The organism is Mesorhizobium sp. M0802 (assembly GCF_040320115.1).
Taxonomy (GTDB): domain Bacteria; phylum Pseudomonadota; class Alphaproteobacteria; order Rhizobiales; family Rhizobiaceae; genus Mesorhizobium.
On sequence record NZ_JAMYOY010000008.1, the window covers coordinates 173,755 to 189,198 of the forward strand.

At 63.5% G+C, this 15,444-nt stretch carries 14 protein-coding genes; 8 read left to right on the forward strand and 6 right to left on the reverse strand.

Annotated elements, in window-relative coordinates:
• Positions 1 to 21: 21 nt before the first annotated feature.
• Complete coding sequence (locus NKI10_RS14210) at positions 22 to 255, reverse strand: DUF2093 domain-containing protein (RefSeq protein ID WP_023694434.1); 234 nt, start codon at positions 253 to 255, stop codon at positions 22 to 24.
• Between the two features lie 112 nt (positions 256 to 367).
• On the opposite strand from NKI10_RS14210, the gene NKI10_RS14215 reads away from it, so the two are divergent.
• Complete coding sequence (locus NKI10_RS14215) at positions 368 to 973, forward strand: hypothetical protein (RefSeq protein ID WP_352860532.1); 606 nt, start codon at positions 368 to 370, stop codon at positions 971 to 973.
• Positions 974 to 990: 17 nt separating this feature from the next.
• Here the strand turns inward: NKI10_RS14215 and NKI10_RS14220 are convergent, their stop codons facing one another.
• The gene (locus NKI10_RS14220; RefSeq protein WP_352860534.1) at positions 991 to 1,917 is read right to left on the reverse strand and encodes a LysR substrate-binding domain-containing protein; all 927 of its coding nucleotides are present in this window, start codon (positions 1,915 to 1,917) and stop codon (positions 991 to 993) included.
• A gap of 92 nt (positions 1,918 to 2,009) precedes the next feature.
• Here NKI10_RS14220 and NKI10_RS14225 point away from each other — a divergent pair, with 92 nt between their 5' ends.
• Together NKI10_RS14225 and NKI10_RS14230 are read left to right on the forward strand one after the other, a co-directional pair.
• Entirely contained in the window at positions 2,010 to 2,903 is an 894-nt protein-coding gene (locus NKI10_RS14225; protein WP_352860536.1) for a DMT family transporter, read from the forward strand.
• 80 nt (positions 2,904 to 2,983) lie between these two features.
• Complete coding sequence (locus NKI10_RS14230; protein WP_352860538.1) at positions 2,984 to 4,291, forward strand: hypothetical protein; 1,308 nt, start codon at positions 2,984 to 2,986, stop codon at positions 4,289 to 4,291.
• A gap of 25 nt (positions 4,292 to 4,316) precedes the next feature.
• Here the strand turns inward: NKI10_RS14230 and mutL are convergent, their stop codons facing one another.
• Together mutL and NKI10_RS14240 are read right to left on the reverse strand one after the other, a co-directional pair.
• On the reverse strand, positions 4,317 to 6,170 hold the full coding sequence (gene mutL / locus NKI10_RS14235) for a DNA mismatch repair endonuclease MutL (RefSeq protein WP_352860540.1): 1,854 nt from the start codon (positions 6,168 to 6,170) through the stop codon (positions 4,317 to 4,319).
• 270 nt (positions 6,171 to 6,440) lie between these two features.
• Positions 6,441 to 7,343: a LysR substrate-binding domain-containing protein gene (locus NKI10_RS14240; RefSeq protein WP_352860542.1), complete on the reverse strand. Its 903-nt coding sequence runs from the start codon at positions 7,341 to 7,343 to the stop codon at positions 6,441 to 6,443.
• 89 nt (positions 7,344 to 7,432) lie between these two features.
• Here NKI10_RS14240 and NKI10_RS14245 point away from each other — a divergent pair, with 89 nt between their 5' ends.
• The 4 genes from NKI10_RS14245 to NKI10_RS14260 all read left to right on the forward strand — a co-directional run bounded on the left by NKI10_RS14245 (position 7,433) and on the right by NKI10_RS14260 (position 11,883).
• A complete protein-coding gene (locus NKI10_RS14245) occupies positions 7,433 to 8,983 on the forward strand; it encodes a trimethylamine methyltransferase family protein (protein WP_352860544.1) in 1,551 nt (516 codons plus the stop codon).
• Positions 8,984 to 9,044: 61 nt separating this feature from the next.
• On the forward strand, positions 9,045 to 10,694 hold the full coding sequence (locus NKI10_RS14250) for an ABC transporter substrate-binding protein (protein WP_352860546.1): 1,650 nt from the start codon (positions 9,045 to 9,047) through the stop codon (positions 10,692 to 10,694).
• A gap of 93 nt (positions 10,695 to 10,787) precedes the next feature.
• Entirely contained in the window at positions 10,788 to 11,267 is a 480-nt protein-coding gene (locus NKI10_RS14255; protein ID WP_352652154.1) for a DUF3828 domain-containing protein, read from the forward strand.
• Between the two features lie 4 nt (positions 11,268 to 11,271).
• Entirely contained in the window at positions 11,272 to 11,883 is a 612-nt protein-coding gene (locus tag NKI10_RS14260; RefSeq protein WP_352860547.1) for a hypothetical protein, read from the forward strand.
• Between the two features lie 218 nt (positions 11,884 to 12,101).
• Here NKI10_RS14260 and queF read toward each other — a convergent pair whose 3' ends face one another.
• The gene (queF, locus tag NKI10_RS14265) at positions 12,102 to 12,563 is read right to left on the reverse strand and encodes a preQ(1) synthase (protein ID WP_023682931.1); all 462 of its coding nucleotides are present in this window, start codon (positions 12,561 to 12,563) and stop codon (positions 12,102 to 12,104) included.
• Between the two features lie 140 nt (positions 12,564 to 12,703).
• Between queF and NKI10_RS14270 the strand changes: the two genes are divergently transcribed.
• Complete coding sequence (locus NKI10_RS14270) at positions 12,704 to 14,749, forward strand: oxidoreductase (RefSeq protein ID WP_352860588.1); 2,046 nt, start codon at positions 12,704 to 12,706, stop codon at positions 14,747 to 14,749.
• A 220-nt stretch (positions 14,750 to 14,969) separates the two neighbouring features.
• Here NKI10_RS14270 and NKI10_RS14275 read toward each other — a convergent pair whose 3' ends face one another.
• A complete protein-coding gene (locus tag NKI10_RS14275; RefSeq protein ID WP_023682929.1) occupies positions 14,970 to 15,377 on the reverse strand; it encodes a hypothetical protein in 408 nt (135 codons plus the stop codon).
• Positions 15,378 to 15,444: the final 67 nt, after the last annotated feature.

Consider the following 15,444-nt stretch of genomic DNA (forward strand, 5'->3'; position numbering starts at 1 on the left):
CTTGCTTTCCGGTGTGCCGATCTAGCCCCGGCTGCGCAGGTCCGGATGCATCTCGATCTCGCGGCGCAGCGAGGCGGCGGCGCTGACATAGGGCTCCTGCCTGGCGACGCTCCAATATTTGAGCTCGTCCAGCGGAATGCTCTCGCCGGTCACCGCGCAGCGCACGAAGGCGCCGGGGCTGGTGACCTGGAAGTCGCCGTCGAGATAGCGGATACGGGCTTCCTTGCCGCCGGGGCCTTCGAAGCGGTTCATCATGGGGTGGTGCCAAGGTTCATGCTGATTTCATCGCCATAAATTGCCGGCAAGGTCAAGCTTGACGCAATGCTGAGGCGCTATTGTCGCTCCAAACCATTCTTATGGGACCGGCATGGACATTTCACCCGCCCGCCTGACCGCGCTGCTGCGTGAGGCCATGATGTTGGCAGCGTTGCCGTCGGCGAAGGCCGATCCGGCGAAAGCAGCACTTATAAAGGCGCTGGTGCAGCCGCCGACGCCGTCCGGCGCGCCTTTGCAGCCGGCAGCGGCGCCGGCGCTGCAGGCGCTGTTGTTCGCGGCAACCGCAAAGGGGCAGCAGACGGGTTCTGCCGAGATCCTCCAGGCCTATCTGGCCCTTGCCGAACCTGGTGACGCGCCGCCCGACGTTTCCGGGCCAATAGCGGCTGCGATAGGCAAGGCGACGCCAGCGAACGACGATGCACAGCGCGGTCTGCCGCTGCCGCCGGCCAAGGCCGAAGATGGCGCTGCCGCAAAGCCCGCAGGACTGCCCTGGTTTGCGCTTCTCGCACCCGTGGTTTCGCCGCAGCGCCGCGCTGCCACCACCGATATGCCAATGAAGCGGGAGCAGGCGACGTCTGGGCCGAATGATGCGGCCCAGCCGCAAGGCCGAAAGCAGACGCGTGTCGGTCTGATGGCGCTGGCAACCGGGTTTCTGGCCGTCGCCATTGTCGGGCTAGCCCTGCTGGTGCTTCGCTGAGCACCGAACGATCGCCGCTATCGCTCGGCTTCGAGGAATGCTTCCATCTTGTCCATCGCCAGCCCCGCCTCGACAGCGATCCGGCGTGAAAGTTCGGCGGCAGCCGTGCGTGGCCGCCCGAGCGGCCGGTCGAGCCAGTACGACACCGGGTTCAGCGCCGTGCGCTCGTCAACGGCGACGATGCGGCCCGACTCCAGCTGATGTCGGGTCAATGGCGGCCGCGCCAGCGCGATGCCGAGCCCATAGGCGGCAGCGTCGAGCACCAGATTATAGTCCTCGAAGCGGCGATCCTGCGGGCGCGGGCGGTAGTCCATCCCTTGCGCGGCAAACCAGGCACGCCACCCCGAAGCGTCGGAATCGTTGATCAGCGGAAATTTGAGCAGCCGGGCCGGGTCGCCGCGACCGATCTCGTGGGCAAGGCCGGGCGCGGCGACGGGAAAGACATGTTCCTCGAACAGCTTCACCGAGATGCGGCCCGGAATGCCGCCGCGGCCGCAGCGGACCGACAGGTCGATGCCTTCATCGGCAAGGTCGGCCTGGCGGATGTCGACGTCGAGGACGATGCGCAGCTTGGTGGGATTGTTCTCCAGCGCCGCCATGCGTGGCATCAGCCACAGCCCGCTGACGGAGGGTATCGAGGTCAGCCGCACCACGGCGGTGCCGCGCGGCTCGACCCAGCGGTCGGAATGGCTGGAGATCAGCGCAAAGGCTTCCGCCGTGCGCAGATGCAGGCGGTTGCCCTCGATGGTCAGCGAGACGCCGCGCGCGCCGCGGTCGAACACTTTCAAGCCCAGCCAGTCCTCCAGCTTGGCGATCTGCCGGCTGACGGCGCCGTGGGTGATGTTGAGCTTCTCGGCCGCGGCCGAAAAGCTCCCCGTTCGCGCCGCCGCATCGAAGGCGCGCAGGGTCTCGAGCGGCACCATTGTGTCTGAGCTGTGATCCATAGTCACAGGTGATCCTCGATTTGATCGTTTGTCAACGGCGCCGAAAAGGCGCTTTCTGCCTTTCAACACTCTGGGAACCCGAGGACAGGCAGATGAGCGCAACGACCAGCACGTCGAATCCGACACAGCGGATGGACACCACGGCGGCCATCGCCGTGGCGTTGACGGTGGTCGGCTGGGCCTCGGCCTTTCCGGCGATCCGTGCCGGCCTCGCCGCTTTCGGGCCGCTGGAACTCGGTGCGCTGCGCTTTGCCATTGCCGCGGTGCCGGCGGCGATCTTTCTTGCCGTCAAGCGCCCGGCGCTGCCGAGGCTCGACGAAGTGTGGCGCCTGGTCTTTGGCGGCGCCATCTTCGTCGCGCTCTACACTGTCATGCTCAATTTCGGCGAACTGACCGTGTCGGCGGGTGCCGCCGGTTTCATCATCAATGTCAGCCCGATCTTCACCGCCATCATGGCAATGGCATTGCTGGGCGAGCGTTTCTCAAGCTGGGCCTGGTTCGGCACGGCGATTTCTTTCGCCGGCATCGGCATCATCGCCGTGGCCGACGGCAATGGCTTGAGTTTCGACACCGGCGCGCTGCTGGTTCTTGGCTCCGCGCTGTGCTCGGCCATCAACACGATCGTCCAGAAGCCGCTCTTTGCCCGCCATCACCCGCTGACCATTTCGGCCTCCAACATGATCCTTGGCGCGCTTTGCCTGGCACCCTTTCTGCCAAGCGGCTTTGCGCAGGCCGCGGCCGCCAACACGGCCGGTCTCGGCGCCGTGATCTTTCTTGGCATCGTGCCCAGCCTGATCGCCTATGCCGCATGGGCAACCGCACTGTCGCGCCTCCCGGCAGCGCGCGCGTCGAACTTCCTCTATCTGGTCTCGCCCATGTCGGCCTTGATCGGCTTCTTCTGGCTGGGCGAAGTGCCGACGCTACTTGGTATCCTCGGCGGCGCCCTGGCGCTGGGCGGCGTGATCGTGGTGAATTTAAAGCGTTAAAACAAATGATTTGAGCTGTTTTCGGACTCAAACCGAGAACCGCTTCCATCAGAATGCAGACACCCAGAGGAAGGACAGCTATGGTACGCTGCCTTCACTGGGGGACGGAATGGGAAGACTGTTCATATCGGCAATTTTTTTGCGTTTTGCTGCTGACCGGGAAAGCCGCCGCGGGCTGGTATCAGGTCGAAAACTACGAAGGCTCCATCGGACCTAACCCCGTCCACCTATCGCTGCAGAGATATGACAGTTTCGGCAGCGGGATTACGGTCGAGGGGAGCTATTTCCACGACGCGAAGCAAAGCCCGATAGCGGTGTACGGCAAGATCAGTGGCACCAGCGTCTTCCTTTGCGAGATTGCGGACGACAGGGAGTTCGACCGGGTGCTGGTCATGGGATCGAAAACGCCCGTTGGCACCACCGGATGTCCGTTTTCTCTCGACCTTGGCGAAAGCGGCGCAACAGGGACTTGGAGCAAGGGCTCGGACAAGTTCCCGATCACGCTGAAGAAGGTCGCAAACCTCGACGATACCGGTGAGGCGAAGGTTGACGGCACCGTCGAGATTCCCTTCTGGGCGCAGACAGCAACCCACAGATTTGCCGGGGTCTACGAGAAAGCGGGCTTTCTCGTCTGCATGAATAAGCTGCAATTTTTTTGCGTTTTGCTGCTGACCGGGAAAGCCGCCGCGGGCTGGTATCAGGTCGAAAACTACGAAGGCTCCATCGGACCTAACCCCGTCCACCTATCGCTGCAGAGATATGACAGTTTCGGCAGCGGGATTACGGTCGAGGGGAGCTATTTCCACGACGCGAAGCAAAGCCCGATAGCGGTGTACGGCAAGATCAGTGGCACCAGCGTCTTCCTTTGCGAGATTGCGGACGACAGGGAGTTCGACCGGGTGCTGGTCATGGGATCGAAAACGCCCGTTGGCACCACCGGATGTCCGTTTTCTCTCGACCTTGGCGAAAGCGGCGCAACAGGGACTTGGAGCAAGGGCTCGGACAAGTTCCCGATCACGCTGAAGAAGGTCGCAAACCTCGACGATACCGGTGAGGCGAAGGTTGACGGCACCGTCGAGATTCCCTTCTGGGCGCAGACAGCAACCCACAGATTTGCCGGGGTCTACGAGAAAGCGGGCTTTCTCGTCTGCATGAATAAGCTGCGGGTCATCGACAAGAAGAAAAAGAAGGTCGTTCAGGCAATCGCTTTCGATGACGACGATTGCGATGCCGGCATGCTGATGACTCCCATCTACATGAATGTTCAAAAACAGGTTGGGAGAAGCTTCGAGATAATCTCCGTGAATTTTCGCGGCGGTAGCGCCGGTTACTCAAGGGATTACGTTTTCTCTCATAGGTCCAAGGATTATCGCCTGTTGGTGAATTGAGCGTGTGGCCTGACCTGGCTTGTGCTCACCGCCGCCCAAACAGCCGCTCTATGTCGGCGAGCTTGAGTTCGATATAGGTCGGGCGGCCGTGGTTGCAGGTGCCGGAGCCGGGAGTCGCCTCCATCTGTCGCAGCAGTGCGTTCATCTCCTCGGCCTTGAGCAGCCGGCCGGAGCGCACCGAGCCATGGCAGGCCATGGTGGCGGCGATCTTATCCAGCCGCTCTTTCAGCGTCTCGACGGTATCGTTGTCGGCGATCTCATCGGCAAGGTCGCGCACCAATTGCTGGACATTGGTTTCGCCGAGCATGGACGGCGTCTCGCGCACCGCCACCGCGCCGGGACCGAAACGCTCAATGCCGAGGCCGAACCGGGCCAGCGTTTCGGAATGCACGGCCAGCCGCTCGGCGTCCTCCTCCGGCAGGTCGACGATCTCCGGCAAGAGCAGCATCTGCGAGGGCACCGCGCGCGAGTGCAGGGCATTCTTCAACGCCTCGTAGACCAGCCGCTCATGCGCCGCGTGCTGGTCGACGATGACAAGCGAATCCCTCGTCTGGGCGACGATGTAGTTCTCGTGGACCTGCGCGCGGGCGGCGCCCAGCGCGGTGCCGAGCAGCGTCTCGGCCGGCTCGGCTGAGCCGGCACGCGCATCGGCGCTGGCGAGCGGACCGGCGTCGAATGCAGCCTGGTCGTTTTCGCGGAAGCCGGCGCCGTCAAATCCCATATCCAGCGGCCGCTGTGGCGAGCGGTCAAAGCCCGAAAAGCCCGAGGCCCGGTAGGCCGCGTCATAACTGCGATGACCGTTGGCAGGACCCGCATGGGCGTATGAGGCGGCTCCCGGCCGGAACGCCGCCATCATCCCGGCGGCACCGCTGGTGGCGGCGCGGATGCCGGCATTGGCCAGAGCCTCGCGGATGGCGCCGACGATCAGCCCGCGCACCAGGCCGGGGTCGCGAAAGCGCACATCGGCCTTGGCCGGGTGGACGTTGACGTCGACGGTCGCCGGATCGAGCGTCAGGAACAGCACGGTCACCGCGTGCCGGTCGCGCGGCAGCACATCGGCGAAAGCGCCGCGAATGGCGCCGGCAATCAGCTTGTCGCGCACCGGACGGCCGTTGACATAGGCATATTGCTGCAGCGCGTTGGCGCGGGTGAAGGACGGGATCGAGACGTGGCCGGTCAGGTGCACGCCGTCCCGGCTGGCGTCGATAGCGATGGAATTGTCGGGAAACTCGGCGCCCATCACCTGGGCGACGCGGCGCAGGCTGCCCTCGGTACTGTCATCGGTCGCCGGCAATTCCAGCGTCGAGCGGTCCGAGCCGGCCAGCGTGAAGCGCACGGCGGGGAAGGCGATGGCGATGCGCTTGACCACGTCGCTGGTTGCCGAGCTTTCGGCCCGCTCGCCCTTCATGAACTTGAGCCGCGCCGGCGTGGCAAAGAACAGGTCGCGCACCTCGACCGTTGTGCCGCGATTGGCCGCCGCCGGTTTGACCGCCGAAACGCGGCCGCCTTCGATGGCGATCTCGGCTGCAGCGTCGCCTGCGGTCGTGCGCGAACGGATCGACAGCCGCGCCACCGAACCGATCGACGGCAGCGCCTCGCCACGGAAGCCGAGCGAGCGGATATCATGAATGTTGTCGGCAAGTTTCGAGGTGCAGTGGCGCGCAATGGCCAGCGCCAGTTCCTGTTCGGGGATACCGGAGCCGTCATCGGTGACGCGGATCAGGTTCAGCCCGCCGCCGGCAGTGACGACCTCGACGCGGGAGGCGCCGGCGTCGAGCGCGTTTTCGACCAGTTCCTTCACCACGCTCGCCGGACGCTCGATGACTTCGCCGGCGGCGATCTGGTTGATCATCGTTTCGGAAAGCTGGCGAATGGGCATGGGGGTATTATAGGCGGATTCGAAGGGTGTGCGGAAGGCTTCAATGAATGCCGGACATTGGAGACGCCAGCGGGACAGCACCCCCCTCTGGCCTGCCGGCCATCTCCCCCGCAAGGAGGGAGATCAGATGTCACGACGGCTTTCGCCAATCTCCAATGCTTGAAGGGTGACGCGACATATGACCAATCTCCCCCCTTGCGGGGGAGATGTCCGGCAGGACAGAGGGGGGTGTGAAGGAACTCCGCGATAGTGACTACGCTGCAACCGATTTCAAGCCTGCGCCGCCAGCCAGTCCCTGACTTTCCGCGCATTCTCGCTCAACTCCCGGTTCTTCGGCCAAACCACATAGAACGCCTTGCCGGTTCTCAGCACATGGTCGGTCACCGGCACCAGCAGCCCCGACGCCAGGAGCCGTTCGGCCAGATGCCGCCAGCCGAGCGCGATGCCCTGGCCCTCCATGACGCCCTGGATCACGAGGCCGTAATCGTTGATGCGCAGGCCGCGCGCGGTGTTGTCGAGCCTGCCGCCCGCAGACTGGAACCATTCGTCCCAGCTAGCCGCCTCGCGGTAGGGCTCCTCGAGGTGGATCAGGCGATGCGTCGCCAGCTCCGCGACGCTCCTTGGCATGCCGAATTTCGCGAGATAGCTGGCGCCAACCACCGGAAAAATCTCCTCGTCGGCCAGCGGCAGCGAGTGATAATCGGCCCAGTCGCGCGGTTCGCCGCCGCGAACTGCGAGCGGGATGCCCTCGGCGATGATGTCGAGATCGCGGTCGGCGGTCTGGATGCGCAAGTCGATGCCCGGCAGTTCGTCGCGGAACTGCTGCAGCCGCGGCATCATCCAGAACGAGCCGAAGGCGGTCGACGCCGCCAGCGTGACATGACCGCCGGTCGCCTGCAGGCGCAGATCCTCCGCCGATTTGCGGATATGCGACAGGCCGAGCGAGACGTCAGCATGGAAGCGTTCGCCCGCTTCTGTCAGGACGACCTGGCGGTGGCGGCGCTGGAACAACTGCGCGCCAAGCTGTTCCTCCAACCCGCGCACCGCATAGGAGACGGCGGCCTGCGTCATGCCGAGCTCGCGCCCGGCGGCAGTGAAGCTCGACAGCCGGCCCGCCGCCTCGAAGACGATCAGGCTGCCGGCCGAGGGCAGGAGGTGGCGCAGGCTTCGCATAAGTTGAGCTTATACAAGAGATCAGGATTTTCCAGCATCACATCCATATTTCCTCTCGCTAACTTGGTTGGACGGAATGAGGAGGCTCCATGAACGCACCGGCCGCTGAACTGACCGAGCAAACCCACCGCCGCGGCGGCGGTCGCCTCGGACGCAAGGCGCTGAGGAGCGCCCCCGTCGCCTCGTTCCCGACGCTGGTCCGCGAGATCCCCACCTACCAGATGGTCCCGGACGAGGCGGTGGAACTGATCCACCAGGAGTCACTCGCTATCCTCGAAGAGGTCGGTTGCGAGTTCCGCGACGACGAGGCGATCGCCATGTGGAAGGCGGCGGGCGCCGACGTGTCCGAGACACGCGTCCGCATCGACCGCGGCCTCCTGATGGAACTGGTCGCGAAGGTTCCATCCGAGTTCACTCTCAATGCGCGCAATCCCGAGCGCACCGTGCGCGTCGGCGGCAAGAACTCCATCTTCGCGCCGATGTATGGCGCGCCTTACGTGCGCGACCTCGACAACAACCGGCGTTATGGCACGCTTGAAGACCTCAACAATTTTCACAAGCTCGCCTACATGGCCCCGGCGCTGCATTCGTCGAGTTCGATCATCTGCGAGCCGATGGAGATCGCGGTGCCGAAACGGCATCTCCACATCATCCATTCGGCGCTGAAGCATTCCGACAAGCCGTTCATGGGCATCGTTACTTCCAAAGACCGCGCCGAAGACACGATGGCGATGGCGGGCATCGTCTTTGGCGAAGATTTCGTTCGCGACAACCCGGTGCTGGTGTCGATTACCAACTGCAACTCGCCGCTGGTGTGGGACGCCACCATGCTGGACGCGATGAAGGTCTATGCGCGCAGCAATCAGCCGCTGATCCTGGCTCCCTTTGCGCTGTGCGGCGCATCGACTTCGGCCTCGGCCGTCGGCGCGGTGGCGCAGGTCAATGCCGAAGCATTGGCCGGGGTCGCTTTCACCCAACTGCTGCGCCCGGGTTCGCCCCAGATCTACGGCCAGTTCATGGTGACGGTTGACATGAAGACCGGCGCGCCGATGGGCGGCACGCCGGAGGCTGCGCAGATGATGTATCTGATGGGCGCGTTGGCGCGGAAATACAAACTGCCCTGGCGAACCTCCGGCTTCCATGTCGGCTCCAAGCTCAACGACGCCCAGGCCGGCTATGAATCCAACATGCTGATGCATGCCGCCATCCTCGCCGGCGCCAATTACATCTGGCACTCCGCCGGCTGGCTCGAGGCCGGGCTCACCTGCGGCTATTCGAAATTCGCCACCGACTGCGAGCAGCTTGTCGGCTGGTACAAATATGCCGGCGGCCTGTCGTTCGACGACTTCAAGGAGGCCATGGCGGCGATCCGCGAAGTCGGGCCGCAGGGCCATTTCCTCGGCACCCAGCACACGCTCGATCACTACGAGTCGGCATTCTTCATGCCCACCATCATGGATTTCAACTCCTACGAACAATGGAAGGCCGGAGGGGCGAAGGACCACGACACGCGCGGCCGCGAGAAAGCCCGCAACATGCTGGCCGACTATGAAGAGCCGAAACTCGATGAGGGCATTGCCGAGGGCCTCAGGGACTTTATCGCGCAGCGCGAGGAGAGGCTGCCCGACAGCGTTAGCTAAGAGAACGACGAATGAGTTGATAACGGGCGAAGACCCGATGGGAACCGCAAGGGAGAAAGACATGACACTTTTCAAAAGCAATGGCGATCGCGTGCCAACGGCCATCGAGGCGCTGGCGCAAGAGACGCGTGCTGGCCGCATGGACCGGCGCGAGTTTCTAGCATTGGCAAGTGCGTTCGGCGCATCGACGGCGCTGGCCTACGGCATGATCGGCCTTGCCGCGCCGGGACAGGCTTTTGCCGAGGAGCCGAAGAAGGGCGGCACGCTGCACATATCGATGTCGGTCAAGGCCCAAAAAGATCCGCGCACCTATGACTGGGTGGAACTCGCCAACATCTCGCGCTGCTGGCTGGAGCCGCTGGTCCGCTACACCAGGGAATTCACCTTCGAGCCAGTGCTGCTCGAAAGCTGGGACATCAATGACGACGCCACGGAATACACGTTGCATGTGCGCAAGGGCATCACCTGGAACAATGGCGATGCTTTCAACGCCGATGACGTGGTCTTCAATGTTACCCGCTGGTGCGAGAAGAAGGTCGCCGGCAACTCCATGGCCGCTCGCGTCGGCGGGCTGATCGACGAAAAGTCGGGCAAGGCTAGGGAAGGCGCGATCGCCAAGGTCGACGACAACACGGTCAAGCTGACGCTCAGCGCGCCCGACATTTCGCTGATCCCGAACCTCACCGATTATCCCGCGCTCGTCGTCCACCGCAATTTCGACGCCGAAGGCGCCGACCCGGTCAAGAAGCCGATCGGCACGGGCCCGTTCGAACTGGTCTCCTACGATGTCGGCCAGAAGGCGGTGGTCAAGCGTCGTGAAAACGGCAAGTGGTGGGGTGGTGAAGCGCCGCTCGACAGCGTCGAGTTCATCGACTACGGCACCGACTTCAACGCTTCGATCAACGCCTTCGAATCCGGCGAGATAGACCTCAATTTCGAGACTCCGGCCGACTTCATCGGCATCCTGGATAAGATGGGGCTGGAGAAGTCCGAGGTTGCGACGGCAACCACGCTGGTTGCCCGCACGAACGTTACCCACAAGCCCTATGACGACCAGCGGGTGCGCAACGCGCTGCAGATGGCGGTCGACAACAATGCGGTGCTGGAACTCGGCTATGCCGGGCGAGGGACGGTCGGTGAAAACCACCATGTCAGCCCTATCCATCCTGAATATTTCGCGCTGCCCAAGAAGACGCGCGACGCGGCCGGCGCCAAGAAGCTGATGGCGGACGCAGGGCAGGCCGATTTCGAGCACGAGCTGATCACCGTCGAGGACGATTGGCAGAAGAACACCGGCGACGCGATTGCGGGCCAGCTGCGCGACGCCGGCATCAAGGTGAAGCGCACGGTGCTGCCGGGCTCGACCTTCTGGAACGACTGGACGAAGTATCCCTATTCGATGACCATCTGGTACATGCGGCCGCTTGGCGTCCAGGTGCTGGCGCTTGGCTATCGCACCGGCGAAGCCTGGAATGAGTCGGCCTATTCCAACCCGGACTTCGACGCCAAGCTGAAGCAGGCGCTGTCGCTGATCGACGTGGAGAAGCGGCGTGAGGTGATGAAGGATGTCGAGCAGATCCTGCAGGATTCCGGCGTCATCATTCAACCCTTCTGGCAGAAGCTCTACAGCCACATGAACAAGAAGGTGAAAAACTACGGCGTCCACCAGACCTTCGAGATGGACCTGCAGAACGTCTGGCTGGATGGCTGAGACGGTGCAGCCGGGGCTTCATGAGCCGCAAAAAAGCCGATATGCAGGATGTCTGGTATTGCCGCCTTGCCGCCAAACTTCCGGAGATCCTGCATGAAACCGATAGTGCTTGCCGCTGTCTTTTCGATTGCCTTGCCAGCGACGGTGCTGGCCGGGCCGGCTTCCAACGCCGTGAAGTTCTTTTATGTGCCCGAGGTGAAATTCGAGGGAGATGCAAAGTACCGCGACCGCTTCACCGAGCCGGTGACCAAGCTGTTCGATCTCAACGACCAGGCAACGAAGAACAAGCCCGACGAAGTCGCCTGCCTCGACTTCGATCCCGGCCTCGACGCCCAGGATTTCGACCAGAAGTCGATTGCCAAGACATTGAAGCTGGCCGAGACCGTCAATGGCGATACGGCCGAAGTCACCGCCACCTTCAGCCTTTTTGCGGAAGGCGATGATTCCAAACGCGAAATGCTGTGGTCGCTGAAGGAAATCGACGGCAAATGGAAGGTCGCCGACATCACCTCCAAGACCAGCAACTGGACGCTAAGCGCGCTGGAATGCATGCCCGACAAAGCGCCGGAGTGATCCCGTGCTCCGCCGTCTTGCCTTGGCGCTGTCGCCCATGTGCGTGCTGTCGGTGGGTATGAGCGCAGCCGCAGCACAAGGCCTGTTGGGCCCGCCGCCAGCCAATGCGCCGGCCGTGACGGCACCGGCCGGCGCAGCACCGCCCGCAAATCCACCCGGGACAGCGGTGGAACCGTCGACACCGCCGGTTGGGTGGCCGCCGGCCGACGCCCCACCGGCCGCACCCATTCTGCCGGGATCCCCGACGGCGGTGGTGCGGCCATTTTACGATCAGGTGGGACTGGAGATCGATCCGGCGCAGCGCAGCCACTTCATCGACCCGGCAAAAACCGTTCTCGACAAGAGCGACGCGTTGCGCAAATCCGGGCAGGGAGAATGTCTCGACCCCAACATGGCGCTCGACAATGCCGACTATGACAAGACCGAGATCGACAACAGCCTGAAGACACTCGAAGCGATCAATGGCGACCAGGCCAAGGTCATTGTCGCCTTCGTCGTCGCCGGCAACCCGCATCGCCTTGAATGGAAATTCAGGAAAGTCGACGGCGACTGGAAGATATCCGACCTGCTTTCGGTGACCGGTGAATGGGCGCTCAGCCAGTATCAGTGCGAATAATGTTGATTGAGGGTCAGCGCCTGCGATGCTTCGCGTCCCCCTCTGTCCTGCCGGACATCTCCCCCATACGGGGGGAGATCAGCAGTTCCAGCGTCTCGCCCGCTCCGCATCATTTGAGATTAGCTAAAGCCTATGTGGCGGCCAATCTCCCCCGTGTGCGGGAGATGTCCGGCAGGACAGAGGGGGGCGCTGTCCCGCTAAAGTTCCGCAAAATAGCTTCAGCCCCTTCCGCGATAGGGGGCAACCCCGGTGTCGGGCAACCAGGCGCCTTCGGGCGGAGCGCCGGTCTGCCAGAAGACATCGATCGGAATGCCGCCGCGCGGATACCAATAGCCGCCTATGCGCAACCACAGCGGCTTCGTTGCCGCCACAATGCGGCGGCCGATCATCACCGTGCAGTCTTCATGGAAAGCGCCATGGTTGCGAAACGAGGTCATGAACAGTTTGAGCGACTTCGATTCCACGAGCGTGGCATCGGGTGCGTAGTCGATGACGATATGAGCGAAATCCGGCTGTCCGGTGACCGGGCAGAGCGAGGTGAATTCCGGGCAGGTGAAGCGCACGATCGCCGGCGGTCCGTCGCCGCGCTGGAACGGCACGGTCTCCAGGACCGCGGTCTCCGGGCTCTGTGGCGTCTCGACGTGGGCGCCGAGCTGGGTGAGGGTTTTGGTATCGATCATCGCGGTTTTCCTGGGGATTTTCCGGGCTCATTAGCATCGGATCGAAAAGTGTGCAGCGATTTTCGGATAAATTCGATGCTTAAGACAAGAACTGGAGCAGCGCGCGCTGCTCCGACACAAACTGGAACGGCAGGAAGATGATGACCAGCAACGACCCGCTTCTCCAGCCTTACCAGCTCAAACACCTGACGCTGAAGAACAGGGTGATGTCGACCAGCCACGAGCCGGCCTATTCAGAGGACGGCATGCCGAAACAGCGCTACCGGCTCTACCACGCCGAAAAGGCCAAGGGCGGCATGGCGCTGACCATGACGGCGGGCTCGGCGATCGTCTCGCGCGACAGCCCGGCCGCGTTCGGCAATCTGCATGTCTATGACGACCGCATCGTGCCGTGGCTGGCCGAACTGGCGGGCGCCTGCCACGAGTATGACTGCAAGGTGATGATCCAGATCACCCATCTTGGCCGCCGCACCGGCTGGAACAAGGCCGACTGGCTGCCGGTGCTGTCGGCCTCGCCGGTGCGTGAGCCGGCGCACCGCGCGTTCCCGAAAACCATCGAGGACTGGGACATCGAGCGCATCGTCGCCGACTATGCGTCCGCTGCGCAGCGCTGCCAGGCGGCCGGCCTCGACGGCATCGAGTTCGAATCCTACGGCCATCTGATGGACGGGTTCTGGTCGCCGGCCACCAACCATCGCGACGATGAGTTCGGCGGTTCGCTCGACAACCGGCTGCGCTTCACCGACATGGTGCTGGATGCCGTGCGGGCTGCCGTCGGTGAAAAGTTCATCGTCGGCATCCGCATGGTCGCCGATGAGGACTTTGACAAAGGCCTGTCGAAGGCGGAGGGCGTCGAGATCGCGAGACGGCTCGCCAATTCTGGCAAGGTCGATTTCCTGAACATCATCCGCGGCTCGATAGAAAGCGACGCGGCGCTCACCAAGGTTATCCCGGTGACCGGCATGCGCTCTTCGCCGCATCTCGATTTCGCCGGCGAGGTGAGGGCGGCAACGAAATTTCCGACCTTCCATGCGGCGCGGATTTCCGATGTCGCCACGGCGCGCCACGCCATCGCGACCGGCAAGCTCGATATGGTCGGCATGACCCGCGCCCATATCGCCGACCCGCACATCATCAAGAAGGTCATGGAAGGTCGCGAGCACGAGATCCGGCCTTGCGTCGGCGCCACCTATTGCCTCGATCGTATCTATGAAGGCGGCGAGGCGCTGTGCGTCCACAATGCCGCGACCGGCCGCGAGGCCGAGATTCCGCATATCATCCTGAAGACCGAAGGGCCCAGGCGGAACGTCGTCGTCGTTGGCGCTGGCGCTGGCGGGCTCGAGGCAGCTCGCGTCATGGCCGAACGTGGCCATCATGTCACGGTGCTTGAAGCCTCCGGTCAGGCCGGCGGCCAGGTCCGGCTGGCGACGCAGAACCCGCGCCGCAAGGAACTGATCGGCATCATCGACTGGCGGCTGGCCGAACTCGACCGGCTCGGCGTCGGGATCCGCTACGACGCCTGGGCCGAGCAGGACGAAGTGCTGGCGCTGTCGCCCGACGTGGTGGTGATCGCCACCGGCGGCCTGCCACAGAACCCGCCGCTGACATCAGGCGACAATCTCGTCACGTCGAGTTGGGACATCATGGCCGGCAGCATCAAGCCGGCGGAGAACGTGCTGCTCTTCGACGACAATGGTGGCCACCAGGGCATGGGCGCGGCGGAGCTGATCGCCAATGCAGGGTCAAAACTGGAGCTGGTTTCGCCGGAGCGCTTCTTCGCCCCCGAAATGGGCGGCATGAACCACGTGCCCTATATGCGCGCCTTCCAGGAGAAGGGCGTCACCATCACCATCAACACCAGGCTGCGCTCGGTACGGCGCGAGGGCAACCAACTGGTCGCCGAACTCGCCTCCGACTTTGCCGATGGCTGGCGTGGCGAAAGGCGAGTCGACCAGGTGGTGGTCGAGCACGGCACGGCGCCGCTCGACGATCTCTATCTCCAGCTGAAACCGCTGTCGAAGAATGGTGGCGCGGTCGACTATGAGCGGCTGGTCGGCGGCGGCGATATTTTTCCTTCACGCAACCCCGAAGGCGGCTTCGTGCTGTTGCGCATCGGCGATGCGGTCGCCTCGCGCAACATCCACGCCGCCATCTATGATGGCATCAGGTTCGGCTTGCGGGTTTGAGCCTACAAGCCGGCCTACGGCTTGTTCCAAAGCTCGATCTCACCCTTCCGGCGGGCGCATCTCGATCGATCAAAGTGATGGGTGGCGCGCAGCCAAACCTCTGTGCGGAGAGCCACCTTGCACATCCGTCCGAACTGCCCGCCGCGTACGCCACCAGCCGAGAGCCAGGCGACGCACGATGCGGAATGGTCTTCAACCGGGAGGCGACGTGCGGCAGGGCTCAAATCATCCTGGCGGTCGCCATGCAAAGCACGGTGAGCACCAGCAGCCAGGCGGCGATGCGCTCGCCGCGGGCCATTTTGGTGCGCAGCGCCGCTTCCGTTGCGACGTCCGCGCCGGCAAGCTGCCGGCTGGTCTTGCGGACGACGACGCTGAGAACGCCGGCAGCGGCGAAGGCGGCCAGGATGCCTAGCGCTAGCACCATTTCCATCGAGCCGAAATAGGCGCCGTGGAAGAAATACCAGAGCAGGGCGCCGGTCACGAACACCATACCGGCCGAGCCCATTTGCGGTCCGATAAAGCGCTCCGCCCTGATCTCGGGGTCGCGGGCAAGCGTGATGGTGGTGCCGGCCCAGAACACACCGGCCATGACGTGAAGGCCGATAACGACGATGTAGACATATTGCATGACCGCTTCCTCCTTGCCCGCCGCCCGTCCTCGGATCCCTGTCGAATGCGGGATAATACGAACTCGG

Excerpts from the sequence above, each read along its gene's own strand:
- NKI10_RS14210 (WP_023694434.1), bottom strand. The coding sequence starts at position 255 with ATGATGAACCGCTTCGAAGGCCCCGGCGGCAAGGAAGCCCGTATCCGC.
- NKI10_RS14215 (WP_352860532.1), top strand. The coding sequence starts at position 368 with ATGGACATTTCACCCGCCCGCCTGACCGCGCTGCTGCGTGAGGCCATG.
- NKI10_RS14220 (WP_352860534.1), bottom strand. The coding sequence starts at position 1,917 with ATGGATCACAGCTCAGACACAATGGTGCCGCTCGAGACCCTGCGCGCC.
- NKI10_RS14225 (WP_352860536.1), top strand. The coding sequence starts at position 2,010 with ATGAGCGCAACGACCAGCACGTCGAATCCGACACAGCGGATGGACACC.
- NKI10_RS14230 (WP_352860538.1), top strand. The coding sequence starts at position 2,984 with ATGGTACGCTGCCTTCACTGGGGGACGGAATGGGAAGACTGTTCATAT.
- mutL (WP_352860540.1), bottom strand. The coding sequence starts at position 6,170 with ATGCCCATTCGCCAGCTTTCCGAAACGATGATCAACCAGATCGCCGCC.
- NKI10_RS14240 (WP_352860542.1), bottom strand. The coding sequence starts at position 7,343 with ATGCGAAGCCTGCGCCACCTCCTGCCCTCGGCCGGCAGCCTGATCGTC.
- NKI10_RS14245 (WP_352860544.1), top strand. The coding sequence starts at position 7,433 with ATGAACGCACCGGCCGCTGAACTGACCGAGCAAACCCACCGCCGCGGC.
- NKI10_RS14250 (WP_352860546.1), top strand. The coding sequence starts at position 9,045 with ATGACACTTTTCAAAAGCAATGGCGATCGCGTGCCAACGGCCATCGAG.
- NKI10_RS14255 (WP_352652154.1), top strand. The coding sequence starts at position 10,788 with ATGAAACCGATAGTGCTTGCCGCTGTCTTTTCGATTGCCTTGCCAGCG.
- queF (WP_023682931.1), bottom strand. The coding sequence starts at position 12,563 with ATGATCGATACCAAAACCCTCACCCAGCTCGGCGCCCACGTCGAGACG.
- NKI10_RS14270 (WP_352860588.1), top strand. The coding sequence starts at position 12,704 with ATGACCAGCAACGACCCGCTTCTCCAGCCTTACCAGCTCAAACACCTG.
- NKI10_RS14275 (WP_023682929.1), bottom strand. The coding sequence starts at position 15,377 with ATGCAATATGTCTACATCGTCGTTATCGGCCTTCACGTCATGGCCGGT.